The organism is Pseudomonas sp. GM30 (assembly GCF_000282275.2).
In the GTDB taxonomy this organism is placed as follows: Bacteria; Pseudomonadota; Gammaproteobacteria; order Pseudomonadales; family Pseudomonadaceae; genus Aquipseudomonas.
On sequence record NZ_AKJP02000026.1, the window covers coordinates 38,837 to 63,831 of the forward strand.

The window sequence follows — 24,995 nt, forward strand, 5'->3', positions numbered from 1 at the left end:
GCCCGGTCGCGGCGTTTAATCCTTGCAGGGACTGGATTTTATTCCAAGACTTACAGAGGATTTATATATGCCTGACCAAACCCCCCTTGACTTCAATCCACCTGAAGTAATTGGTGTGGAAGATCCTGACATTGATCCGGATGGGCATATTCCGCAAGAGTTGCTGCTTACCGGCATTGATGTAGTCGTACCTCTCTGGCCCGATCATGCAACAGATCCGGGCGACAGAGATCTTTTGACTGTTTATTTTGAGCTTCCCCGGCAGCCGATTGTCGAAATCCAAACTGTTATTACGCCTGCGGACATAAAGTCAGAGTTTATTGTTCATATTGATGCGGTTTATTTGCAACTCGATGGTATTGGGCAGTTGTGGTATCAGGTGATGGACACTGCTGATAACCCATCTCCTTCAAAACCTCGCAATCTCACGATTGATCACACGCCAATCCCGCGAGAGCTTGAAGAGCCGCGTTTTTTGGATGCCAACATTAATGGATATTTGTCATGCAGTACTCAACCGCCGTTATGGGAGGGTATCAGGGTACGGATTCCTCCGTTGATGGGGTATCAAAGGGAGGATCGGCTGGAACTGTTTTGGAGAGCCTACCCCGCCAGCTGGAATGCCTCCGGTCTGGAATATACAAGGGCGCGTAAAAAGTTTACTCCTCGTTTGCTGAGCAATACCGACATCAGTTCGGGGTATGAAGAAGCAGTGCTGCCCTACGATGTACATGTCAAACCGCTGGTCACAGAAGCCTCGGCGACACTTCAATATCGAATATATCGTGGACGCAAATTGATAGGGGTTTCTAAAGTTGCTCTTGTAAAGATAGACAGGATCATATCGGGGGAACCATTGCCCTGTGGTCCGTAGTTATGTGAGTGACAAGGTTGGAGTGGCAATAGAGGGACGTCGTAATTGTAATGCGTTAAATAATCTTGAAGGAAATGGAGACTGATATGAATGCGATCGTGAAAAAAGGCCAGTTGTCCAGATTAGCTGCACTCAGAGCGAGGACGACTCCGGCTGAGGGTATTGATGAGGATCCGCCGAAGCAGGTCACGTTTCCTGCGCAGACTCTGCCGGGAGGGGATCTTCGCATTCCGGTGGCAAACCTGAAACCTGGTATGGATCTGGATTATTTGGTGCCCAAGCCCTTGATTGAATATGCAGACGATGCTTTTCAACCTCAGATCCGCAAGAAGGGCAGCATCGCTTGGCTTTATATTCTGCCTGGGGGCGAAGATGATTTCATAGAGCCAGGCCCTGTAGCTGAGCGCGACTGGTCCATACCGTTCACGATTCCAGAACGCTTTCTGATAGAAGAACGCACGCCGGAGACTCCAACTGAATGGGAGTTTTCCTATATTTATTGGTCCAACGGGACGAATGATGCGAGATCGGACATCGCTACCTTCGCTATCGACCGCACGAGACCCTACGTCGTAAAAGAACCGCCTTCCGATCGCACTCCCGGTGCGCCTGAATGGCCCGCGGATCTGCCGCCAGACAAGAACCTAGATGACGAATATCTCGAGGGCAAAACCCATATCATCGTCAAACCTCCGCTTCCAGCCAATTACGAAGCGACGGACTGGTACACGTTCTACTTTGCACTGGCTCCTGATCCCGAGTTTGATCCTGAAGTGTTTGAAGGCCATCTGTCGACAGCAGGCGAGGCGGCCATTCCCGTCAGGTTTTTTCTGGAAGCAGATGATGGGCCGAATCAGCTCATTTATTTCGCAAGGGATTTGCCTAGGAATGTGTCGAAACGATCAGGCTCCAGCCAGCGCAATGTCGTCCATGCAAAAGATCCGGATCCTGCCACCGTCCTGCCGCCGGTCGTAACACTGGCCAAGGGTGAGGATGGCGATAATTTGATTGATCTCGAGGATACTCAATATGATCCTCTCGGTGTGGAATTCAAGGTCAAGGTGCCGACACCTAACACACCTAGCGATACCATCATTGGACTTTGGGGGGGTAAACAGGTCGGCAGCGAACAGCGAGTAGGAACTTCGACCGAGCTAACGTTCCATGCTCCTTATGATATTGTCAAAGCTGTTTATGGCGACACCGATGGTATTGTACCGACGATTGTCAGTTTCAAAATGTTCCGTAATGGAAGCCGGGAACTTGCGACGAGCAGTAAGATCATCGAGGTTGATATTTCCTACATAGGTCCTGACCCCATTACCATCGGGCTGGAGGCGCCGCGACTAACAACTACAAAAGGCAGCGCAAACGAAATCAAGGAAGACGATTACGGCGACACAAATGTTACTGCCTATATTCGTTTGTTCGATAAGCCGCCTACTCAAGAAGGCTGGTTTATGGACGTGTTCTATAACGATATAAGAATCGGCGACCCTATCGCTTTGACAGCAGGTCAGGAGGATACAGAGATCGCTCGCAATATTCCTTGGGAGATTATTGAGCAGCAGAAAAGTGGAAACAAAGTATTGGAATATGTACTGTATACTCAAACAGGCACCAACCCAACGCGCTCGAGACCGAGAAATATTGCGGTTGAAGAGTTTCCTGTTGAAATGGCTGCGCCCATCGTGCAAAACCTTGCTGGTCCGCGGCGCAGGATTGGTTGTGCAACACTGAACTATCCAACTGCAACCAACCCGGGTGATGGTACGGAAAGGAGAAATCTGCGCGTAACTATATTACCCAACCCCTACACGGTCGCTGGTGAAGAAATTACGCTGAAATATGCCGCTTATGACAAGGCCAGTCCTCCGGTACTGATACCCGATACAGAAGTTGACGTGAAGTTTGAGATTGAGGGCAATTTTCCTGAAGAGGGAGTCGTGCTCGAACTCGGCGTTTGGAAAGATCAGTTCAAACCGGCACATGGAGGGGACGCCAGGTTGCTCTACGTAATTTCTCGTGGAGGACCAGGAAATAACCCGACAAAAGATTCATTAATTGCTACTCATGAGTTGGACCTGGTTTACAGCGATGGCCAATACTGTGATGAATACGTGCCAGAGCCCTGAGCATGGTTTGACTTGAGCCGAAGGGGGCGGCAGGTGAGCTGTCATCCCCTTTTTTGTTTATCCAAAAATGACGTCGCTCGTATTTTTAGGATTTGTCCTGTGGGGTTAAGGGATAAGTCCTACAGAACATTGCGATACATCTCTATAGCCTCGCTCCCATATAGAGAGGGATGAATCAGCCCTCATCAAAAGTCAAAACAGGTATTCACTATGCGGGATAAACTATCGTTGGGAGCCGCTCGAGCGTCCCGTTACATTATCTTCAGTTCGCCTCTGCTGGCGCTTTGCACTTCATTTGCAAGTGCCGGTACCGTTATTGGCGGGAATGAAACAGTGGTCGGCGGCACACCGGAACGTTGGGATCTTTCCGATAATGCCACCTTGACTGTCAATGCTGCGCAAACGCTTGGCATCTCCTCTGACAACTCGACGCTGATCGTGAATGCCGGCAGCTCGACTCAGACCATCTCGGCTCGCAACGGGTCGACGGTCAACCTCACTGGTGCAACTGTTTCCGGGGCAGGCCTCGCGGCAGTCCTGCTGAGTAACTCCAACGCCTCGATCAACAACAGTTTTATCACCGGCAGCCGGATAGGGCTGCAGGCCGCTCGTACAGTAGGTACTCAGATCGGCTCCCATGTTTCGGTCATGGACAGTACAATCAGCGGAGTCACGGGTGGGGCATTGGTCACCGCTCACAGCACGCTTGAACTTGCCGACTCGACGCTTGTGGGAACCGGTGCCAGCAGTTATGGATTGCGTTTGAGCAGTGGTCAGGCAGCGATTCGCGGCAGCACTGTCGTCGGCGGCAGGGAAGGCGTGGTCATCGACCTGGACCTGAACGAGGTGCAACCGGCCGTACTGAATATTGAGGACAGTACGGTGCAGGGTAAAACCGGCTCGGCCATCCTTGTTGATTTCGCTGGCACCTCAGACGCCAACGCTTCCATTTCATTGACCAGATCAAACCTGGTAGCGGGCAATGGCACGTTGCTGGAGGTCAAGGGAGGGGCCAATGCATCCCTGGTTGTCAATGACAGCCAACTCCACGGTGACATTGTCACTGAGCAAGGCAGTCGCACTGACCTGACGTTGCAGAACAACTCCATGTTGACGGGACATTTGCAAAACGTTTCCAGTGCCACGATCAATGATAGTTCCAGATTAGTCATGACAGGCACAACCACGATCGACGAACTCACCCTGAATAACGGGGGAACCGTGGAGTTGGGCTCCAGTGATGCTTTCTATCAGCTCAACGTGCATTCGTTATCCGGTAACGGTCGCTTTGTGCTCGGAACCAATTTCGCAACCGGCGAAACCGACTTGTTGAACATTACCGGTTCCGCGAAAGGAACCCATGAGCTGTTGATCAGCAGCAGTGGTCTGGACCCTGCTGCGGGGCAGCCTGTCCGAGTGGTGCAAACGGCGGGTGGTGATGCCCACTTCTTCATAAACCGCGAAGTCGATCTCGGTACGTATTCCTATGCTCTGGCAAAGAGCGGAAATGACTGGATTCTAGACCCCAGCACCAAAACGGTCAGTCCGGGGACACGCTCGGTGCTTGCACTGTTCAATACGGCGTCCACCGTCTGGTTGGGCGAATTGACCTCTCTGCGCAGCCGGATGGGCGAGCTGCGTTTCAACGGTGGCCAAGCGGGTGCATGGGGACGTACTTACACCAGTAAATACAATATCGCTGACGGCTCGGGCGTCGGCTATCAGCAACGTCAGCACGGATTCACCCTTGGCGCGGATGCTCCGCTACCCCTTGGCGATGGTCAATGGCTGATCGGCGTAATGGCAGGTCAAAGCCAATCCGACCTCGATCTTGCTGCCGGCACATCGGGAAGTGTGGAAAGCTACTATCTGGGCAGCTACCTGACCTGGCTGGATGCAGGATCAGGTTATTACTTCGATGGGGTATTGAAGGCCAACCGTTTCCGTAATGACGCCAAGGTAGGCCTGAGCGATGGTACTCGCGCCAAGGGCCATTACGACAACTCAGGCTTCGGCGGCTCGGTGGAGTTTGGCAGACACATCACCTTTGCCGGTGGCAACTTCCTTGAACCGTACACGCATTGGTCTGCGGTGGTCGTCCAGGGTAAAAACTATGCCCTGGACAATGACCTGCAGGCTGAAGGGGACCGGACACGCTCGTTCATTGGCAAGATCGGGCTCACCGCCGGCCGGAACATCGCTCTGGAGCAGGGTCGTACGATACAGCCTTATGTTCGTGTGGCAGTGGCTCACGAATTTGCGAAAAACAACGAAGTGCAAGTCAATAACAATGTCTTCAATAACGATCTTTCAGGTTCACGGGGAGAGTTGGGGGCGGGGGTCGCATTGGCCCTGGCGAGAAACTTCAGCCTGCATGCGGATGTGGAATACAGCAATGGGAAAAATATAGAGGAGCCTTTTGGCGCTAATATCGGATTACGCTATACATGGTGATTCAAATAAAAAAGGAAGCGCGAGCTTCCTTTTTTATCAGTTGATCACGCCGCGCGAGTTTTATCGCGACGCAAACTGGCAATATCTCCCTTGGCATCAAAATCGATTTTGAGTTTGACTTCTTTCCGTACGTCATCGTCTTGATTGATCAGCGTGACGTCTTCCAGTTTTCCAGATAGAACGCCTGCATTACTATCGTATTTAATGACGACATCCCCCGATTGTTGAGTGTAGACAATGGTTTGGGCGGGATTGCTGAAATCGGCAAATGTCAGAATGACTTGGTTCGAACCCGGTGTCACAGGATAGGTATCGTCCGGCAAGCCTTTCATGAACGCGAGCTTAAGCTCTTTTGCGGTCCAGTCAGAATTACGGTGGCGGGCAAACATCACGTAGGCCTGGCCGTGTGGTAAAGACTGCTCCGATAGTTCTACAAGAGAGGCGTTGAATCTATCTACTCCGTTTATTGTTCCTTCACACTTGCCTGAGCGGACTTCATTCCTGATGTTCTGGATGCGGTTGGTCATTATTGCGGTCTCCATGTCATAACGAAATATCCCGTGATAAAGGAAACTTTCGGGATACGCTATCAGACCGTTAAAGCGACACGCTGTAAACTGTCAGTGCTGACAGTTTACAAGTGGCCGAAAGTGTGAGGGCCGAGTTTGGGTTTGCCTGAAGACCACACATCCATCCATCTGTGCTATTCGCTTCCAAGTGACTGCTCTTTTGAGCAAATCTTTGATTTTATTGAATGAGTCTGCCTGCTTAGCCGAACAAGCCCGCCGCGATATTGATCGAAAAACCCAGAATCGCCGTATTGAACACAAAACCGATCAACGATTGCGCCAACACGATCTTGCGAATATCGCGAGTAGCAACGCCGACATCGGCAGTCTGCACCGCCACGCCGATGGTGAACGAGAAATACAGAAAGTCCCAGTAGTTGGGCGTGGTCAGGCCTTCGGCAAAACGCAGGGCCGGTTCCTTGCCGTCCCAGGTGTAAAACAGGCGTGCGTAGTGCACACAGAAGATCACCCCGATCACCAGCCACGAACCTACGACGGTGACGGCGGTGAACGCGTAATGCAAAAGTTTGCGATGGGTATCCAGATCCTTGGTGCCGGCCAGTTCCAGGGTGATGGCGGCCAGGCTTGCCAGCGCTGCGATACACACTACGAACAGCACCAGTCCGGCGTTCTCGTCTTCAACGACGGCGATGCGTTTGACGTCCGGCGCCTTGGCCCGGGTGGCCAGCCAGAACATCAGGATCAAATAAGTCCAGACGCCAGCATTCCAGCCGATGAGGATTTTGCTGACGATGGAGTCGGCAGGAACCAGCAGGCCGGAGGCAAGGCCGACCAGGGCGGCGGCGGACAGGCGAGGGTGGGTGCGGGCGAGAAAGCGCATGGGGATTCACAGTGATGATCAATCCCTGCACCTTAGCGCACGCAGCTGTGCTTTTGTAGGAGCTGCCGCAGGTTCGGGCCGCGATCGGACGATCTTTTGATCTTGATAAAACAGACTCAAGAGATCGTCCGATCGCGGCCCGAACCTTCGGCAGCTCCTGCAGTGGGATCAGTGGGGTTTGGTGAAACGCTGTACCAGCTTCATCACCACCACGAAAAACAACGGCACAAAGATCACCGCCAGCGTTGCCGTGATCATCCCGCCGATCACGCCGGTACCGATCGCCTGCTGGCTCGCCGAGCTGGCGCCGGTGGCGATGGCCAGCGGCACCACGCCCAGGATGAACGCCAGCGAAGTCATGACGATCGGGCGCAGACGCAGGCGCGCTGCCTGCAATGTCGCATCGATCAGGTCGTGGCCTTCGTCATACAGGCTCTTGGCGAACTCGATGATCAGGATCGCGTTCTTCGCCGACAGACCGATGATGGTAATCAGCCCGACCTTGAAGAACACGTCGTTGGGCATCCCGCGCAAGGTCACCGCCAGCACTGCGCCGAGCACGCCCAGCGGCACCACCAGCAGCACCGAGGTCGGAATCGACCAGCTCTCGTACAGCGCCGCCAGACACAGGAACACGATCAGCAACGACAGGCCGAGCAGGATCGGCGCCTGACTGCCGGACAACCGTTCCTGCAGTGACAGCCCGGTCCATTCCTGACCCAGACCTTTCGGCCCTTGAGCGACGAGCCGTTCAATCTCCGCCATGGCCTCACCGGTGCTGTGGCCTGGCGACGGTTCACCGGAAATCGCAATCGCCGGATAACCGTTATAACGGGTCAGTTGCGCCGGACCTTGCGTCCATTTGGCCTGAACGAACGCCGACAGCGGCACCATGTGCCCGGCGTTATTGCGCACGTGCATTTTCAGCAGGTCATCGACCTGACTGCGCTGATCGCCTTCGGCCTGTACCACCACCCGCTGCATGCGCCCCTGATTGGGGAAGTCGTTGATGTAGGAGGAACCCACGGCGGTGGACAACACGTTGCCGATGTCGGCGAACGACACGCCCAGCGCATTGGCCTGCTTGCGGTCTACCTCCAGTTGCACCTGCGGCGCTTCGGCCAGCGCGCTTTCGCGCACATTCATCAGTACCGGGCTTTTCTCGGCGGCGGCGAGCAGTTCAGTGCGCGCCTGCATCAATGTCGCGTGACCGAGACCGCCGCGATCCTGCAGGCGGAATTCGAAGCCGCTGGACGTACCGAGTCCGTCGACCGGTGGCGGCAACACCGCGAAGGCAACGGCGTCCTTGATCTGGTTCAGGGCGATGTTGGCGCGATCAGCAATGGAAGTAGCCGAATCGTCGCTGCCGCGTTCAGACCAGTCTTTGAGGGTGGTAAACGCCAGCGCCGCGTTCTGGCCGCTGCCGGAGAAACTGAAACCGAGAATCACCGTGCTGTCGCCCACACCCGGTTCACTGGCGTTGTGCGCCTCGATCTGCTCGACCACCTGCACCGTACGGTTCTTGCTCGCACCCGGTGGCAGTTGAATGTCAGTGATGGTGTAACCCTGATCCTCAACCGGCAGGAACGAGGAGGGCAGACGCGCAAAACACAGCCCCATACCGATCAGCAGCACGCCGTAGATCAACAGATATCGCCCGCTGCGCTTCAGCGCGTAGCCGACCCAGCCTTGATAGCGATCGGTCAGGTGTTCGAAGCGGCGGTTGAACCAGCCGAAGAAGCCGCTTTTCTCATGATGTTCACCCTTGGCGATCGGCTTGAGCAGCGTGGCGCACAGTGCAGGCGTCAGAGTCAGGGCAAGGAACGCCGAGAACAGGATCGAGGTCGCCATCGACAAAGAGAACTGCCGGTAAATCACGCCCACCGAACCCTGCATGAACGCCATCGGAATGAACACCGCCACCAGCACCAGGGTGATGCCGATGATCGCGCCGGTGATCTGCTTCATGGCCTTGCGCGTCGCCTCTTTCGGCGACAAGCCTTCAGTGGCCATGATCCGCTCGACGTTTTCCACCACGACGATGGCGTCGTCCACCAGAATGCCGATGGCCAGCACCATGCCGAACATGGTCAGCACGTTGATCGAGAAACCCAGCGCCAGCATGGTGGCGAACGTGCCCATCAGCGCCACCGGCACCACCAGCGTCGGGATCAGCGTGTAGCGGATGTTCTGCAGAAACAGAAACATCACCGCAAACACCAGCAACATTGCCTCGCCCAAGGTGTAAACCACTTTGGTGATCGAGACTTTGACGAATGGCGAGGTGTCGTACGGAATCTTGTATTCGACGCCGGCCGGAAAGTAGCGCGACAGTTCGTCCATTTTCGCCCGGATCAATGTGGCGGTCGCCAGCGCATTGGCCCCCGGGGCCAGTTGCACGCCGACGGCGGTGGACGGCTTGCCGTTCAGGCGTGTGCCGAACTGGTATTCCTGACTGCCGACTTCGACCCGCGCTACATCGCCGATGCGCACGGTGGAGCCGTCGGGGTTGGCCTTGAGCACGATGTCGGCGAACTCTTCCGGCGTCGACAACTGTCCCTTGACCAGAATGGTCGCGGTGATTTCCTGCGAGGACGGATTGGGCAAGTCGCCAATGCTGCCCGCCGACACTTGGGCGTTCTGCGCGACGATGGCGGCGTTGACGTCAGCCGGGGTCAGGTTGAAACCGATCAGCTTCTGCGGATCGATCCAGATCCGCATCGCCCGTTCGGCGCCATACAACTGTGCTTTGCCGACGCCGTCGATGCGTTTGATCTCGTTCATCACGTTGCGCGCCAGATAATCACTGAGCGCCACGTCATCGAGTTTGCCGTCGCTGGAGGTCAGGGTGATCAGCAGCAGGAAGCCGGCGGAGACTTTCTCCACCTGCAAACCTTGCTGGTTGACCGCTTGCGGCAGGCGCGATTCGACCACTTTGAGGCGGTTCTGCACATCGACCTGGGCCAGTTCCGGGTTGGTGCCTGGCTGGAAGGTGGCCTTGATCGTCGCGCTGCCGAGGCTGCTCTGCGATTCGAAGTACAGCAGGTGATCGGCGCCGTTGAGCTCTTCCTCGATCAGGCTGACCACGCTTTCATCGACGGTCTGCGCCGATGCGCCGGGGTACACGGCGTAGATTTCGATCTGCGGCGGGGCGACGTCGGGGTACTGCGCCACCGGCAATTGCGGGATGGACAGCGCACCGGCCAACAGGATGAACAGGGCGACAACCCAGGCGAACACCGGGCGATCGATAAAGAACTGCGGCATATGAAAGCGTCCTGCTTACTGACCAGAGGTCTGGGCAAGTGGAAGAGGGGTGTCGTCGATCTGCACTTTTTCGCCGGGACGGGCGTGCTGCAGGCCTTCGGTGACAATGCGGTCGCCGGGCTTGAGGCCACCGGTGACGATCCAGCGATCGTTTTGCACCGCGCCCAATTGCACCGGTTGCTGCGCCACGCGCATCTGCTGGTCGACGGTCAGCACCTGAGCGATACCGGCGCTGTCACGCTGCACCGCACGTTGCGGCACGGTGATGCCGTTCTGTACGGTGGCTTGTTGCAGGCGTACACGGATGAAGCTGCCCGGCAGCAGATCGAGATCGGGGTTGGGGAATTCACTGCGCAGAATGATCTGGCCGGTGCCCGGGTCGACGCTGATGTCACTGAACAGCAACTTGCCCGGCAACGGATAGAGACTGCCGTCATCTTGAATCAGTGTGGCCTTGACCTGATCATGACCGACTTCCTGCAACTGCCCGGAACGGAAGGCGCGGCGCAATTCGTTGAGTTCACGGGTCGACTGGGTGAGGTCGGCGTAGATCGGGTTTAGCTGCTGAATCAGTGCCAGTGGCGTGGTTTCGTTCTGCCCGACCAGCGCGCCTTCGGTGACCAGCGCACGGCCGACGCGTCCGGAAATCGGCGCGGTGACGGTGGCGTAGCCGAGGTTCAGCTTCGCTCGTTCTACCGCAGCTTTATTGGCTGCCACGTCGGCGGCGGTTTGCCGGGCATTGGCGCGGGCGTTGTCGTAATCCTGAGCGCTGATGGCCTTGTCGTCGATCAACTGCGCGTAGCGTTGCTCCTGCAACTTCGCCTGGAAGGCGTTGGCCTCGGCTTTGCGCAGCGCGGCTTCGGCGCTGTCCAGGTCAGCCTTGAACGGTGCCGGGTCGATGCGAAACAGCACGTCGCCCTTTTTCACGTCGCTGCCTTCACGGAAGGTCCGTTGCAGCACCACGCCGGCCACTCGGGCACGTACTTCGGCGATGCGTGGCGCGGCGATACGCCCGCTCAGTTCGCTGCTGATCGACAGGGGGCGGGCCTCGATGGTCTCGATGCGCACGGTGGCTGGCGGCGCTTCTTCTTCGGCCTTCGAGGACGAATCACAGGCGCTCAGCAACAGCGCAGCGGCGATCAGGCCGAGCCCGGCCAGCAGATTTTTCGACATGTACCACCCCCAATATTGAAGCCCGCATCCTAAGGCCAGACGCCGAGGGTAGCGGTGAAGCTTTGTAGGCGCTGTGTGAAATTGTGTAAGGGTTTTACTCAGGGACGGGTGAGGGCGTATATCCTTTACGCCTTGAAATTTATTGCGACAGATAAACCGCTTTCGCGAGCAAGCTCGCTCCCACATGGGTTTTTGTGATCGACGCAAACTACTGTGGGAGTGAGCCTGCTCGCGATGAGGCCCAAACAGTCGCCACAGCACTTTCCTGGAACACCCCATGCCCAACATCCTCCTGGTCGAAGACGACACCGCCCTCGCCGAACTGATTTCCAGCTACTTGGAGCGCAACGGTTATTCCGTCAGCGTGATCGGCCGTGGCGACCATGTGCGTGAGCGGGCGCGGATCAATCCGCCGGACCTTGTGATCCTCGACCTGATGCTCCCGGGCCTCGACGGCCTGCAGGTCTGCCGCTTGCTGCGGGCCGACTCGGCGACGCTGCCGATCCTGATGCTGACCGCCCGCGATGACAGTCACGATCAGGTACTGGGCCTGGAAATGGGCGCAGACGATTACGTCACCAAGCCCTGCGAACCACGGGTTCTGCTGGCACGAGTGCGTACTTTGCTGCGCCGCAGCAGCCTTGGTGAGCCGATGACGGTCAATGACCGGATCGTCATGGGCAATCTGTGCATCGACCTGTCCGAGCGCACCGTTTCCTGGCGCGATCAACCGGTGGAGCTGTCCAGCGGCGAATACAATTTGCTGGTGGTGCTGGCCCGACACGCCGGGGAGGTGCTGAGCCGCGATCAGATCCTCCAGCGCTTGCGCGGCATCGAGTTCAACGGCACCGATCGTTCGGTGGATGTGGCGATTTCCAAGCTGCGGCGCAAGTTCGACGACCACGCCGGTGAGGCGCGCAAGATCAAGACCGTGTGGGGCAAGGGTTACTTGTTCAGTCGTTCCGAGTGGGAATGCTGAGCTGATGTTCAGAATCCTGTTTCGCCTGTATCTGGTGACGATCGTCTCCTACAGCGCGGCGATCTATCTGGTGCCGGATCTGGTGGTCATGGCGTTCCGCGAGCGCTTCATCACCTACAACCTCGACTATTCGCGCGGCCTGCAAACGCTGATCACCCGGCAGTTTCACGCGGTGCCGCAAGACCAGTGGCCAGCGCTGGCGCAGTCGATGGACAAAGACTTCCAGCCGCTGCACATCGCTCTGGCACGTATCGACGACGCCGGGTTCACCGCCCCCGAGCAAGCGCGTTTGCGCGCCGGGGAAAACGTGGTGCGTATCGGCGATTGGGGCTGGCGCACCTTGGCGGTCACGCCGCTGAACGATGATGTCGCCGTGCAAATGGTGGTGCCGCCGGATCCGCTGGACGTCAATCTGTTGTACTGGAGCATCAACGTGCTGATCGGCGCGAGCATGCTCGCCTGCCTGCTGCTGTGGATTCGCCCGCACTGGCGCGATCTGGAACGCCTCAAGGGCGCTGCCGAACGCTTCGGCAAGGGCCACCTGAACGAGCGCACGCAGATCCCCGCCAGTTCCAACATCGGCAGCCTGGCCAACGTGTTCGACACCATGGCCGGCGACATCGAAAATCTGCTCAATCAGCAGCGCGATCTGCTCAATGCGGTGTCCCACGAATTGCGCACGCCGCTGACCCGTCTGGACTTCGGCCTGGCCTTGGCGCTGTCCGATGACTTGCCGGCGACCAGTCGCGAGCGCCTGCAAGGGCTGGTCGCGCACATTCGCGAACTGGATGAGCTGGTGCTGGAGTTGCTGTCTTACAGTCGCCTGCAGAATCCGGCGCAATTGCCCGAACAGGTTGAGGTTTCGCTGGATGAGTTCATCGACAGCATTCTGGGCAGTGTCGATGAAGAGCTGGAGTCACCGGACATCGTTATTGATGTGTTGTTGCATGGTCAGCTCGAACGCTTTTCGCTGGATCCGCGCCTGACCGCCCGGGCGATCCAGAACCTGCTGCGCAATGCCATGCGCTATTGCGAGAAACGCATTCAGATTGGCGTGCAGGTCAGCCCTGATGGCTGCGGGATCTGGGTCGACGATGATGGGATTGGCATCCCGGATGACGAGCGTGAGCGGATTTTCGAACCGTTCTATCGCCTTGATCGCAGCCGTGACCGTGCCACCGGTGGCTTTGGCCTGGGCCTGGCGATCAGCCGCCGGGCGCTGGAGGCGCAAGGCGGGACGCTGACGGTGGAAAGTTCGCCGCTGGGCGGGGCGCGATTCAGATTGTGGTTGCCCACCGCTGGCTGAATAAAGTGAAGGAAAACCTGTGGCGAGGGAGCTTGCTCCCGCTGGGCTGCGAAGCGGCCCTAGGCAATCCGCAGCCAGGCGTCATTTGCCGGTTTTGCGACGGCTTCGCCGCCGGGCGGGAGCAAGCTCCCTCGCCACAGGGATGCGATTGCGGTGTCAGATCAGTTGGTTTGACTGGATCAAGCCAACCCCGGCCGTCTGCATTCGCTCCATCGCCGCCGACAGTGAACCCTCCATATCAATGGCGCGACAGGCATCCAGCAGCACAAACGCATTGAACCCCGCCGCCCGCGCATCCAGCGCCGAGAACATCACGCAGAAATCCAGCGCCAGACCGACCATGTACACCGTGTCGATAGCGCGTTCTTTCAGGTAACCGGCCAGACCGGTGGTGGTGCGCCGGTCCGCCTCGAGAAACGCCGAATAGCTGTCGATGTCCGGGTTGCAGCCCTTGCGGATGATCAGTTGCGCGTGAGGCAGGTTCAATTCGGGGTGAAACCCGGCGCCGATGGTGCCTTGCACGCAATGATCCGGCCAGAGCGTCTGCTCGCCGTAGGGCAACTGAATGACCTCATACGGTTTGCGTCCGGGATGACTCGAGGCAAACGACGCGTGGCCGCTCGGGTGCCAGTCCTGGGCAATGATCACTTGCTTGAACAGAGCGCCGAGGCGATTGATCAGCGGCACGATCAGATCGCCTTCGGGGACGGCCAACTGGCCGCCCGGGGTGAAGTCATTCTGCACGTCGATGACCAGCAGGGCGCTGCGGGGTGAAATCTGCATCGATGCTTCCTCCTTGGATAATCACGCGCTCAGCATAGTGGCAGCGGCACTCATGCGCTCAAGCGTTCGATCAAGTGTCTGGCGAGGTCTTCCAGCGCCGGGGCCGGATTGTGCCCGATCAACATCCACGCATGCTCACCTTCGGTCCAGTACACCACGTTCATCTCATGCCGCCGTTCGTGCGCCAAAGGCTGGCTGCCACTGTTGGAGCGAGTCACGCACAAGGCCAGCGGCCCGTGTTTCGCGTCGAGATAGGTCAGTTGCGCAATCGGTACACCGTCGTACTCGAGCATTTGTGCGCGTTTGAGTTCGGCGCCCGGCAGCTTCAGCAGCGCCGGTGACAGGTTCAGGCCGAGCCGCGTGTCCACCGCACGCAATTGCACGCGTTGGTTGGCCTCGTCGCTCGGCAAATGATCAAGCGTCTGCGGCACATACAGCGCCATGTAGTCGCCCACCAGGGCGCGCCAGTTATGCGCTTGCTGCGTTTGCCAGGCGAGAAACAGGCGATCGGCCAACACGCCGCCCGCCAGCAGACTCGCGGCGGCCGCACCAATGAACCAGCGTCGGCTCAGGCCTGGCCGCTGAGGGGCAGGGATGGCATCGAGGCGCGCCTGCAAACGCTCCAGCGGCGCCTGTTGCGCCAGTTCGTCATAGGCATCCTTGTACGGCAGGCTGCTGCGTTCGAACCATTGCACGCGCAGGCTGAGCAACGGGTCGTCGACAATCGCGCTGTCGAGCTGGCTGCGATACGCCGGGTCCAGCTCGTTATCGAGGTAGGCCACCAGTTGTTCGTCGGAGGGCTTGTTCATGGGTGGTCACCTCCAGTGGTTTTCGGCACGGCTTGCAGCGGCGGGTACTCGGCCAGTTTCAGCCGCGCGGTGGCCAGACGGCTCATCACGGTACCGATCGGCACTTGCAGGATCTCGGCAACTTCGCGGTAGGACAGGCCTTCGACGTAGGCCAGATAAACGGTTTCGCGCTGGGTTTCCGGCAACGCATCGACCCGGCGGATCACCTGCGCCGCCATCACGTGGGTTTGTGCGGCGTATTCGCCGTCGAAGGCCAGTTGCCCGTCGGCATCGACCTGGCCTGTGCCCTGACGCACCCGACGCGCGCGTACTTCGTTGAGCCAGATCGAATGCAGGATGCTCAGCAACCAGCGATCCATGCGCGTGCCGGCCACATATTGCCCGGCACGTTCCAGCGCCCGCACACACGTGGCCTGCACCAGATCCTCGGCCACGTGCCGATTGCGCGACAGCAGCAGTCCGTAGCGCCACAGTCGCGCCAGCTGCTGTCCGAGTTCTGCTCTGAATGCCTGATCGCTGACGATGATGGCGTTCCTTTATCTATCTCAGGTTTTCGATGAATCGTTGATGGCTTCAGCCAGGTCCTGGTATTCCTCGCAGGATGTTCCGCAAATCGATTTGATCTGCTGCAACTGCTCCTGCGCCAGGTCGACGCGACCTTTGATCACATAGGCTTCGCCGAGGTATTCACGCACTTGCGCGTACTGCGGATCGAGTTTCACCGATTGCAGGTAATAGCCGATGCCTTCATCGGTACGCCCCAGTTTTCGCGTGGCGTAACCGCGATAATTGAGGGCTTTGGCGGTGTTCGGTTGTTTCAGGGTGTCGAGCAGGGCCAGGGCTTCTTCGTAGCGACCGTCCTTGGCCAATCGGTAGGCGTAATCGGTGCGATCGGCATCCGGCACGGCGCTGCTGGTCTGCAGCACGCATTTCTGCGATTTGCTGTCCCAGACCTGGCCTTTGGGGCAGTTGGGCTTCTGCACGGGCGCGCTTTCATCACCGTTGGCAAAGGCCATTGATGCGGACAGTGCGGTCACCAGCAGCAACGGGGCGGCGAACATAACGGAACGGATAGTCATGGGCAAGGCTCCACAGAGGGTTATGTTTCACTTTGAACACCACAGCCCGGGATTTTATTCATTGCTTTGTCAGGCTCTGTTCAAGGTACGCGCAAATCGCGGCGTTATGCTCAGCTACGCCTGCCGTCCATCCAGCGCTTTGTCATGACCCGGCGCTGACACACGAGGAACTGCCATGAAAGATCAGGTCCATCACTCCGCTGCCGCCGGCTACAAGACTGCCGCCGACACCTACGTCAAAGGTCGCCCCGATTACCCGCCGCAGGTCAGTCAATGGTTGACCCAGACATTGGGCCTGGACAGTCACAGGACGGTCATCGATCTGGGCGCCGGCACCGGCAAGTTCACCGGCCGGCTGGTGGCGACCGACGCGCAGGTGATCGCCGTGGAACCGGTGGCGCAGATGCTGGAAAAATTGTCCGCCGCCTGGCCCGAGGTGCTGGCCGTGAGCGGCACTGCGACCGATCTGCCGTTGCCCGACGCCTCCGTGGATGCGGTGGTCTGTGCGCAGGCGTTCCATTGGTTCGCCACACCCGAAGCCTTGACCGAGATCGCCCGGGTACTCAAGCCCGGCGGCAAGCTCGGGCTGATCTGGAACCTGCGCGATACGCAAGTCAGCTGGGTGCCGAAACTTGACGCGATCGTCAATGCACTGGAAGGTGATACGCCCCGTTATTACACCGGCCAATGGCGCGAGGCGTTTCCGCATCCGGCGTTCGGGGCGCTGCAGCTACAGCAGTTTCATCACGGACACACCGGCTCGCCGGAAGACGTGATCTTCAATCGGGTGCGCTCCACCAGTTTCATCGCAGCATTGCCGCAGGCGCAGCGCGACAAGGTCGATGAGCAGATCCGCGCGTTGATTGCCTCGGAACCGGCGTTGCGGGGGCGGCATGTGCTGACGGTGCCTTATGAGACGGCGGCGTATGTGGCGGTGAAGGTCGGTTAGATCGGCGGTGCAGCCCTTCGCGAGCAGGCTCGCTCCCACAAGGATCGGTGGTGAATGCAGAAACTGCGTTCACCGAATATCAATGTGGGAGCGAGCTTGCTCGCGAAGAGGCCAGCCCTGACACTGCATCTCTCGACCCAGTCCCGCATTTGGCCGAACCGCCATCGTGATGCCTTGTTATAGTTCGGGCCTCATTTTCTGCCCGGTAAAGGATCACTGCCATGACTCAATACACCGCCTTCAGCGTCGAACTGGCCGACAACATCGCCCATGTGCAGATCAATCGTCCGGAAAAGATCAACTCGATGAACGCCGCGTTCTGGAGCGAGATCGTCGAGATTTTCCAGTGGATCGATGACACCGATGAAGTGCGGGTCGTGGTGCTGAGCGGCAACGGTAAACATTTTTCCTCCGGCATCGACCTGATGATGCTCGCCGGCGTCGCCAATGAACTGGGCAAGGACGTCGGCCGTAATGCGCGCCTGCTGCGGCGCAAGATCCTCACCCTGCAAGCTTCGTTCAACGCCGTCGACAACTGCCGCAAACCGGTGCTGGCGGCGATTCAAGGCTATTGCCTCGGCGGCGCGATTGACCTGATCGCCGCCTGCGACATGCGTTACGCCGCCGAGGACGCGCAATTCTCGATCAAGGAAATCGACATCGGCATGGCCGCCGATGTTGGCACTTTGCAACGGTTGCCACGGATCATCGGTGACGGCATGCTGCGTGAACTGGCCTACACCGGGCGCACTTTCGGTGCTGATGAGGCGCGCAGCATCGGTCTGGTCAATCGCGTTTACGCTGACAAGGAGCTGCTGCTTGAAGGCGTGATGGACATTGCTCGCGACATCGCCGGCAAATCGCCAATCGCGGTTACCGGCACCAAGGAAATGATCAGCTACATGCGCGACCATCGCATCGACGATGGCCTCGAATACGTTGCCACCTGGAACGCCGCCATGTTGCAATCCACCGACTTGCGCGTGGCCATGGCCGCCCATATGAGTAAACAGAAACCCGAATTTCTGGATTGAGAAACCATGACAGCTCGCTGGACCACTGCAGTACTGGACACCGATCAACCCGGCGGCTGGGCCGTGGCGCGCAGCCCCGATGGCTTTCTGTTCGATGACAACGGCGCGCTGTTCCCGCGGGAATGGCTCAAGCGTCAGGACTTGTCGGTCCTGGCGGAACACGGCATCGGCCACCTCGATGGCGAGCCGGTCTATCTGCTGGAGCTGCGCAGTTCCAGTGAAGTGCCGGGCTGCAACTGGAAAGGCCTGCGGGCGTTCATGCTCGATGGCGATCACACGATCTACAAAGTGCTGGGTTATGCCGCGCAGATCGGTACATGGGCTCGCGAGCATCGTTTTTGCGGCAATTGCGGGCAGGCGATGACCCAGGTACCGCGTGAGCGGGCGATGTATTGCCAGCCGTGTGATCTGCGCAGTTATCCGCGCATTTCGCCGAGCATGATTGTGCTGATCACCCGCGGCGACGAAATCCTGCTGGCGCGTTCACCGCGGTTTGTCACCGGGGTCTACAGCACGCTGGCCGGGTTCGCCGAGCCGGGCGAGTCGGCCGAGGATTGCCTGATTCGCGAGGTGCGCGAGGAGGTCAGCATCGAAGTGAAGAACATCCAGTACATGGGCAGCCAGTGCTGGCCGTTCCCGCATTCGATGATGCTCGGCTTCCATGCCGAATATGCCGGGGGCGAGATCGTCTGTCAGGAGGATGAGATCGAGGACGCCCAGTGGTTCAACGTGCACGATCTGCCGCCGTTGCCGGCGTCCAAATCGATTGCCCGTTACCTGATCGACGTCTACGTGGCGCGCCGCTTAGGTCACGCTGAACCAGTGTTGCCAGGCTAGGCGCACGGTCAGCCCCAGCACCACGGTGATGAACACCGGACGAATGAACTTGGCGCCGCCGCTGATCGCGGTGCGCGCGCCGAAGAACGCCCCGACCATCACCGACAGGCCCATGCTCAGGCCGATGATCCAGTCCACTTGCCCGGAAAACACGAACACCGACAGCGCCGCGATGTTGCTGACGAAGTTCATGCTGCGCGCCACACCGCTGGCCTTGACCAGGTCGATCGGGTAGAGCAGCAGGCTGCTGACCGTCCAGAACGCACCCGTGCCAGGGCCGGCCACGCCGTCGTAGAAACCGAGGCTGAAGCCTTGGGTCGATTGCCATTTCTTCTTGATCGGCGCATCGCTGTCCAGCGGCGCCTTGGGCGTGCCGCCGAACAACAGATACAGGCCACAGGCGAAGACGATCACCGGCAGCATCTTGTTCAGCCATTCCGCCGGCAGGTAGTGCGCGACGACGGCACCGGTCAGCGCGCCGACCAAAGTGCCGACAATCGCGTGCATCCACTGCCGAGGGTGGAACAGCTTGCGCCGGTAGAAGGTGAAACTGGCGGTGGCCGAACCGAAGGTCGAACTGAGTTTGTTGGTGCCCAGCACCAGATGCGGTGGCAGACCGGCAGTGAGCAGCGCCGGGGTGGTCAACAGACCGCCGCCGCCGGCAATGGCGTCGATGAAACCGGCAATGAAAGCGACGAGGGCCAGAACGGCCAGGGTGGTGAGGTCAACGCTGAGTTCGAAAGGCATGGAATCGGCTTATTCGGCAGGGCGCAGAGGGGCTGCGGGGAAGGGCTGACATGTTACTCATTTCCTAGTGTTGCGGCGACCCGTATGGCCCTATCGCGAGCAGGCTCACTCCTACATTTGAAATGCGTTCTCCTTGTAGGAGTGAGCCTGCTCGCGATGGGGTCAACTCTTTCAACTCAAAACCCAACTGTTGCCCACCCAACACCCACACAACAAATCATCCTCCAGCAATGCAACTCCATCAGCCTCAAGCCCAATAAAACCGGCCCTCTGGACGCTGGCACGCTTGCTGCTCTGTCCCACTGACCTTCCCAATGTCCCGAGGACACGCCAATGAGCAAGCAAGCCGTGAAATTCGCCTACTGGGTGCCGAACGTCAGTGGCGGTCTGGTGGTCAGCAAGATCGAGCAGCGCACCGACTGGGGCATCGACTACAACCGCAAACTGGCGCAACTCGCCGAAGCGGCGGGGTTCGAGTATGCCCTGACGCAGATCCGCTTTACCGCCGGTTACGGTGCCGAGTTCCAGCATGAATCGGTGGCGTTCAGTCATGCGCTGCTGGCGGCCACCACCAAGCTGAAGGTGATCGCGGCGATTCTGCCCGGCCCATGGCAACCGGCGCTGGCAGCCAAGCAACTGGCGACCATCGATCAACTCACCAACGGTCGGATTGCGGTGAACATCGTCAGCGGTTGGTTCAAGGGCGAATTCCAGGCCATCGGCGAACATTGGCTGGAACACGACGAGCGCTACCGGCGTTCCGAGGAATTCATCCGCTCGCTGCGCGGCATCTGGAGCCAGGATAACTTCAGCTTTCGCGGCGACTTCTACCGCTTCGACCATTACAGCCTCAAACCGAAACCGCTGGGCCGCCCGGAAATCTTCCAGGGCGGCAGTTCCCGTGCGGCACGAGACATGGCGGCGCGGGTTTCGGACTGGTATTTCACCAATGGCAACAGCGTCGAAGGGATCAAGGCGCAGGTCGATGACATCCACGCCAAAGCGGCGGCCAACAAGCATTCGGTGAAGATCGGCGTCAACGCTTTCGTCATCGCCCGCGACACCGAAGAAGAGGCGCACGCGGTGCTGGCGCAGATCATCGACCAGGCCGATCCGGACGCGGTGAATGCGTTTGGCGACGCAGCGAAGCAAGCGGGCAGGGCATCACCGGAGGGTGAGGGCAACTGGGCGAAATCGACGTTCGAGGATCTGGTGCAGTACAACGACGGCTTCAAGACCAACCTGATCGGCACGCCACAGCAGATTGCCGAGCGGATCGTAGCGTTGAAAGCGGTGGGGGTGGATCTGGTGTTGGCGGGGTTTCTGCACTTTCAGGAAGAGGTGGAGTATTTCGGCAAACGGGTGTTGCCGCTGGTGCGGGAACTGGAGGCTGAGAAGACTGCCGCAGTAGCCTGAACACCACAAAACCAATGTGGGAGCGAGCTTGCTCGCGAAAGCGGTTTGTCAGTTACATGAATATTGACTGACACGACGCCTTCGCGAGCAAGCTCGCTCCCACATTTTCGATCTATGTGAACTCAGAGGCCGAGATCGGAAAGCCCCGGATGATCATCCGGACGCCGACCCAGCGGCCAATGGAACTTGCGCTCGCTTTCCTTGATCGGCATGTCGTTGATGCAGGCATAGCGCTGGAACATCAGGCCGTGCTCATCGAACTCCCAGTTTTCGTTGCCGTAGGAGCGGAACCAGTTGCCCGAATCGTCGCGCCATTCATAGGCGTAACGCACGGCAATACGTGTGTCGGAGTAGGCCCAGAGTTCCTTGATCAGGCGGTAATCGAGTTCCTTGGCCCATTTACGGGTCAGGAAGGCCTTGGCTTCTTCACGGTTGTTGGCGAACTCGGCGCGATTGCGCCATTTGGTATCGAGGGTATAGGCCAGCGACACCTTCTCGGGATCGCGGGAGTTCCAGCCATCTTCGGCCAGACGTACTTTTTCGATAGCCGATTCACGGTTGAACGGCGGTAAAGGCGGACGCACTTGGGCAGCAGTCGACATTGTCAGTCTCCCGATCTAATTAACGATTAAACAACAGTTGAGGCTTATTTAAGGCGTTACAGGTCCAATAACTTACGCGCCATGCATTGCGCATTATCAGCGGCACTGTGATCACCCATCACAAGCGCTACGGTAATGGCGCCGTCAATCAGGATCAGCAATTGTCTGGCCAGACGTTGCGGATCTTCGACGCCATGTTCGGTACACAGCTCGCACAGGTAGTCGAGCAGCTTCTGTTTGTGGTCTTTGGCGACCTGGCGCACCGGGTCCTCGGGATCACCGGTTTCGCCACTGGTATTGATAAAGGCGCAGCCGCGGAAGCCTTCCGAAGCGAACCAGCCCTTGAGCACGGTAAACAGGTTGAGCAGGCGGTCGGCCGGGGTTTCGGCCTGATCGACAGCACTTCTGTACCAATGCATCCAGCGCACGTCGCGGCGTTGCAGGGCGGCTACGGTCAGCTCCTCCTTGTTGGCGAAGTAGCGGTAGATGCTTTTTCTGGAGACGCCGGCGGTTTTCACCAGAAGATCCATGCCGGTGGCCGCGATGCCACTTTTGTAGATCAACTTTTCGGTGACATCCAGAATGATGTCGCGGGTCGAGGTGTCACTGATTTCGTTCATGTGGCGAACAGTAGAACGATCGTTCTCCTTGGTCAAGTGGTTATTTTTTTTGTGTCTGCCATACCGCTTTCGCGAGCAAGCTCGCTCCCACAGGGGAATGCATTCGAATGTGGGAGCGAGCCTGCTCGCGAAGGGGGCATTACAGACAGTAACAAGACCCGAACCGGTTGATGGTGTAAGCTCTCGGGTTCTTCGGATTCGACCCATTGCGAGCCCTATGCCGTTGCTTTTCAAACGCTCTTTGCTGCCCAAACTGCGCAGCTTTCCGCTGACTGCCGAGGCCGTGACCATTCTGTCCGGCGCCGCCGAGTTCCGTCGTTGCCTGCTGGAGAAAATCGCCGAGGCGACCCGGCGCATTTACATCGTTGCGCTGTATCTGCAGCACGACGAGGCCGGTCAGGAAATCCTCGATGCCTTGCATGCCGCCAAGCTCAAGCGCCCGGAGCTGGAGATCGTCGTAGTGGTTGACTGGCTGCGCGCCCAGCGTGGGCTGATCGGCGCCGGCAAACAGCCGGGCAACTCGGCGTGGTACCAGGAAATGACCCGCACCCATCAGAGCGAAGTGCCGGTCTACGGCGTGCCGGTGCAGACCCGCGAACTGTTCGGCGTCCTGCATTTGAAAGGCTTTGTGATCGACGATTGTGTGGTTTACAGCGGCGCGAGTCTGAACAACGTCTACCTGCACAAGTTCGACAAGTACCGTTTCGACCGCTACCACGTGCTGCACAGCCGCGAATTGGCGGACTCGATGCATCATCTGGTCAAGCACGGCCTGATCGAATCCAAGGCTGTGCATCGCCTCGACCTGCCCAACCTGCCGACCACCCGCAGCCTGCGCAATGACATCGGCGACCTGCGTAGCCGGCTCAAATATGCGGCGTACGACACCAGCGCCGGCAGCACCGCGCATACCGGCCTGTCGGTCAGTCCGTTGCTGGGCGTGGGCAAGAACAACCCGTTGAACCGGGTGATTGTCGAGCTGATCGCCAGTGCGCAACAGCAGCTGACCATCTGCACGCCGTACTTCAACCTGCCGCTGCCGATCATCCGCGAGGTCAACCGTGCGCTGGCCCGTGGGGTGAAGATCGACATCGTGGTCGGCGACAAGACCGCCAACGATTTCTACATCCCGCCGAGCGAGCCGTTCAAGGTGATTGCGGCGCTGCCATACCTGTACGAAATCAGCCTGCGGCGCTTCGCCAAGCGGCATCAGCGCAACATCGACAGCGGCCAGTTGAACCTGCACCTGTGGCGTGACGGCGACAACAGCTATCACCTCAAGGGCATGTGGGTCGACCAGCGCTATACGCTGCTGACCGGCAACAACCTCAATCCGCGGGCGTTCCGCCTCGACCTGGAAAACGCGCTGCTGATCGATGATCCGCAGGGCGAATGGCTTGAGCCACGGGCGAAGGAGCAGGAGGAGATCTTCCGCAACACCACGCGGATTGCCAGCTTCCAGAGCCTGGAGACTCTGCCGGAGTACCCGGCGGGGGTGGCGAAGTTTTTGAAGCGGGTGAGTCGGGTGCGGATCGAGCGGTTGCTCTACCGGATTCTCTAGCGCCGCTGAAAATGCCATCGCTGGCAAGCCAGCTCCCACAGTATTCTCGGTCATTCACAAATTTCGTGTACACCAAGAACATTGTGGGAGCTGGCTTGCCAGCGATGGGGCCTGCTTAGACGCTCAATGAACTCAGTTCAGACCCAGCTTGCCACGCAACGTGGACAGGTCTTCCGCCAAGGTATTCACCGGCCCGACCAGCGCCTTGCGATCGTTGTCCTTCACCTTGTCATAAGTCTCGAACCCACCGTCCTTGGTCTTGTACTTGGCGAGGATCTTGTCCACGGTGGCGAAGTTCTTGTCGACTTTGGCGACGAACGCCTTGTCCTGTTTTTCGATCTGCGGACGGAACAGGTCGACGATTTTCTTCGCGCCGTCGATATTGCCCTGGAAGTCGTACAGGTCGGTGTGGCTGTAACGGTCTTCTTCACCGGAGATCTTGGTTGCGGCGACTTCTTCCAGCAGGGCGGCGGCACCCCCGACGACTTTCTCCGGCGGGAAGGTCAGGCCGGCGACGCGGGTCTGCAGGTCTTTGACGTCGCTGTCCAGCTTGTCCGCCAGAGCACTCAGACCTTCGGTGGTTTTTTCCGAGAACAGCGAATATTCGAGGCGATGGAAACCGGTGAAGTCTTCAGCCTTCACGCCTTTTTCGTGGTCGTCGACGCGCGAATCGATGGAAGCATCCAGGTCACTGAACAGCTCGGCAATCGGCTCGATCGACTCGTAGTAGACGCGGGTCGGCGCGTAGAGCTTTTGCGCGGTGGCCAGATCACCTTTCTTCACCGCATCGGTGAATTGTTTGGTGTGGCTGCCCAGTTCATCCAGTTGCTCGGTGACGTAGATCTTGTAGTCCGACACCGGGCCGACCAGATCCAGCGGCGCCGTCGCGGCGAACGCCGACAGCGGGGTGTTGAGCAAACCAAGGGTCAGCAATAACGCGAGTGGCGACTTTTTCATGGA

General features: G+C 58.6%; 22 protein-coding genes. 10 read left to right on the forward strand and 12 right to left on the reverse strand.

Features of this window, described 5'->3' with window-relative positions; translation table 11 throughout:
• The first annotated feature begins 67 nt into the window (after nucleotides 1-67).
• The 3 genes from PMI25_RS28155 to PMI25_RS15905 all read left to right on the forward strand — a co-directional run bounded on the left by PMI25_RS28155 (nucleotide 68) and on the right by PMI25_RS15905 (nucleotide 5,463).
• On the forward strand, nucleotides 68-874 hold the full coding sequence (locus PMI25_RS28155; RefSeq protein WP_007963396.1) for a hypothetical protein: 807 nt from the start codon (nucleotides 68-70) through the stop codon (nucleotides 872-874).
• A gap of 86 nt (nucleotides 875-960) precedes the next feature.
• A complete protein-coding gene (locus PMI25_RS15900) occupies nucleotides 961-3,009 on the forward strand; it encodes a hypothetical protein (RefSeq protein ID WP_007963400.1) in 2,049 nt (682 codons plus the stop codon).
• A 210-nt stretch (nucleotides 3,010-3,219) separates the two neighbouring features.
• Nucleotides 3,220-5,463, forward strand: coding sequence for an autotransporter outer membrane beta-barrel domain-containing protein (locus PMI25_RS15905; RefSeq protein ID WP_007963401.1), 2,244 nt, complete (start codon nucleotides 3,220-3,222; stop codon nucleotides 5,461-5,463).
• Nucleotides 5,464-5,507: 44 nt separating this feature from the next.
• Here PMI25_RS15905 and PMI25_RS15910 read toward each other — a convergent pair whose 3' ends face one another.
• The 4 genes from PMI25_RS15910 to PMI25_RS15925 form a co-directional block, all read right to left on the reverse strand.
• The gene (locus PMI25_RS15910) at nucleotides 5,508-5,990 is read right to left on the reverse strand and encodes a hypothetical protein (protein WP_007963402.1); all 483 of its coding nucleotides are present in this window, start codon (nucleotides 5,988-5,990) and stop codon (nucleotides 5,508-5,510) included.
• Between the two features lie 241 nt (nucleotides 5,991-6,231).
• Entirely contained in the window at nucleotides 6,232-6,873 is a 642-nt protein-coding gene (locus PMI25_RS15915) for a DUF1345 domain-containing protein (RefSeq protein WP_007963403.1), read from the reverse strand.
• 168 nt (nucleotides 6,874-7,041) lie between these two features.
• A complete protein-coding gene (locus tag PMI25_RS15920) occupies nucleotides 7,042-10,140 on the reverse strand; it encodes an efflux RND transporter permease subunit (protein WP_007963404.1) in 3,099 nt (1,032 codons plus the stop codon).
• Nucleotides 10,141-10,155: 15 nt separating this feature from the next.
• Nucleotides 10,156-11,313: an efflux RND transporter periplasmic adaptor subunit gene (locus PMI25_RS15925; protein WP_007963406.1), complete on the reverse strand. Its 1,158-nt coding sequence runs from the start codon at nucleotides 11,311-11,313 to the stop codon at nucleotides 10,156-10,158.
• 277 nt (nucleotides 11,314-11,590) lie between these two features.
• Between PMI25_RS15925 and PMI25_RS15930 the strand changes: the two genes are divergently transcribed.
• On the forward strand, nucleotides 11,591-12,292 hold the full coding sequence (locus PMI25_RS15930; protein WP_007963407.1) for a response regulator transcription factor: 702 nt from the start codon (nucleotides 11,591-11,593) through the stop codon (nucleotides 12,290-12,292).
• A gap of 4 nt (nucleotides 12,293-12,296) precedes the next feature.
• Complete coding sequence (locus PMI25_RS15935; protein WP_007963408.1) at nucleotides 12,297-13,598, forward strand: ATP-binding protein; 1,302 nt, start codon at nucleotides 12,297-12,299, stop codon at nucleotides 13,596-13,598.
• 156 nt (nucleotides 13,599-13,754) lie between these two features.
• Here the strand turns inward: PMI25_RS15935 and pncA are convergent, their stop codons facing one another.
• From pncA to PMI25_RS15955, 4 genes are all read right to left on the reverse strand, one after another.
• A complete protein-coding gene (gene pncA / locus PMI25_RS15940) occupies nucleotides 13,755-14,381 on the reverse strand; it encodes a bifunctional nicotinamidase/pyrazinamidase (protein WP_007963410.1) in 627 nt (208 codons plus the stop codon).
• A 50-nt stretch (nucleotides 14,382-14,431) separates the two neighbouring features.
• Entirely contained in the window at nucleotides 14,432-15,190 is a 759-nt protein-coding gene (locus PMI25_RS15945) for an anti-sigma factor family protein (RefSeq protein ID WP_007963412.1), read from the reverse strand.
• A complete protein-coding gene (locus PMI25_RS15950; RefSeq protein ID WP_443200889.1) occupies nucleotides 15,187-15,672 on the reverse strand; it encodes an RNA polymerase sigma factor in 486 nt (161 codons plus the stop codon). The genes PMI25_RS15945 and PMI25_RS15950 overlap by 4 nt, the downstream gene beginning before the upstream one ends.
• A 63-nt stretch (nucleotides 15,673-15,735) precedes the next feature.
• On the reverse strand, nucleotides 15,736-16,269 hold the full coding sequence (locus PMI25_RS15955; RefSeq protein WP_007963417.1) for a tetratricopeptide repeat protein: 534 nt from the start codon (nucleotides 16,267-16,269) through the stop codon (nucleotides 15,736-15,738).
• A 175-nt stretch (nucleotides 16,270-16,444) separates the two neighbouring features.
• Here PMI25_RS15955 and PMI25_RS15960 point away from each other — a divergent pair, with 175 nt between their 5' ends.
• From PMI25_RS15960 to nudC, 3 genes are all read left to right on the forward strand, one after another.
• Nucleotides 16,445-17,218, forward strand: a complete 774-nt coding sequence (locus PMI25_RS15960; RefSeq protein ID WP_007963419.1) for a class I SAM-dependent methyltransferase — start codon at nucleotides 16,445-16,447, stop codon at nucleotides 17,216-17,218.
• A gap of 221 nt (nucleotides 17,219-17,439) precedes the next feature.
• Nucleotides 17,440-18,252 (forward strand): crotonase/enoyl-CoA hydratase family protein, encoded by an 813-nt coding sequence (locus tag PMI25_RS15965; protein WP_007963420.1) that lies wholly within the window; start codon nucleotides 17,440-17,442, stop codon nucleotides 18,250-18,252.
• A gap of 6 nt (nucleotides 18,253-18,258) precedes the next feature.
• Complete coding sequence (gene nudC / locus PMI25_RS15970) at nucleotides 18,259-19,089, forward strand: NAD(+) diphosphatase (RefSeq protein WP_007963421.1); 831 nt, start codon at nucleotides 18,259-18,261, stop codon at nucleotides 19,087-19,089.
• On the opposite strand, the gene PMI25_RS15975 is transcribed toward nudC, so the two are convergent.
• Nucleotides 19,057-19,836 carry a TSUP family transporter gene (locus PMI25_RS15975; RefSeq protein ID WP_007963422.1) on the reverse strand — a complete coding sequence of 260 codons (780 nt, stop codon included), beginning with the start codon at nucleotides 19,834-19,836 and terminating at the stop codon, nucleotides 19,057-19,059. The two genes, nudC and PMI25_RS15975, sit on opposite strands and share 33 nt — an antisense overlap.
• 333 nt (nucleotides 19,837-20,169) lie before the next feature.
• On the opposite strand from PMI25_RS15975, the gene sfnG reads away from it, so the two are divergent.
• Nucleotides 20,170-21,252 (forward strand): dimethylsulfone monooxygenase SfnG, encoded by a 1,083-nt coding sequence (gene sfnG, locus PMI25_RS15980; RefSeq protein ID WP_007963423.1) that lies wholly within the window; start codon nucleotides 20,170-20,172, stop codon nucleotides 21,250-21,252.
• Nucleotides 21,253-21,374: 122 nt separating this feature from the next.
• On the opposite strand, the gene PMI25_RS15985 is transcribed toward sfnG, so the two are convergent.
• Together PMI25_RS15985 and PMI25_RS15990 are read right to left on the reverse strand one after the other, a co-directional pair.
• The gene (locus tag PMI25_RS15985; RefSeq protein ID WP_007963424.1) at nucleotides 21,375-21,854 is read right to left on the reverse strand and encodes a nuclear transport factor 2 family protein; all 480 of its coding nucleotides are present in this window, start codon (nucleotides 21,852-21,854) and stop codon (nucleotides 21,375-21,377) included.
• Between the two features lie 56 nt (nucleotides 21,855-21,910).
• Nucleotides 21,911-22,474 (reverse strand): TetR/AcrR family transcriptional regulator, encoded by a 564-nt coding sequence (locus PMI25_RS15990; RefSeq protein WP_007963425.1) that lies wholly within the window; start codon nucleotides 22,472-22,474, stop codon nucleotides 21,911-21,913.
• A gap of 217 nt (nucleotides 22,475-22,691) precedes the next feature.
• Here PMI25_RS15990 and pssA point away from each other — a divergent pair, with 217 nt between their 5' ends.
• The gene (gene pssA / locus PMI25_RS15995; RefSeq protein ID WP_007963427.1) at nucleotides 22,692-24,035 is read left to right on the forward strand and encodes a CDP-diacylglycerol--serine O-phosphatidyltransferase; all 1,344 of its coding nucleotides are present in this window, start codon (nucleotides 22,692-22,694) and stop codon (nucleotides 24,033-24,035) included.
• 132 nt (nucleotides 24,036-24,167) lie between these two features.
• On the opposite strand, the gene efeO is transcribed toward pssA, so the two are convergent.
• Nucleotides 24,168-24,992 carry an iron uptake system protein EfeO gene (gene efeO / locus PMI25_RS16000; protein ID WP_007963429.1) on the reverse strand — a complete coding sequence of 275 codons (825 nt, stop codon included), beginning with the start codon at nucleotides 24,990-24,992 and terminating at the stop codon, nucleotides 24,168-24,170.
• Nucleotides 24,993-24,995: the final 3 nt, after the last annotated feature.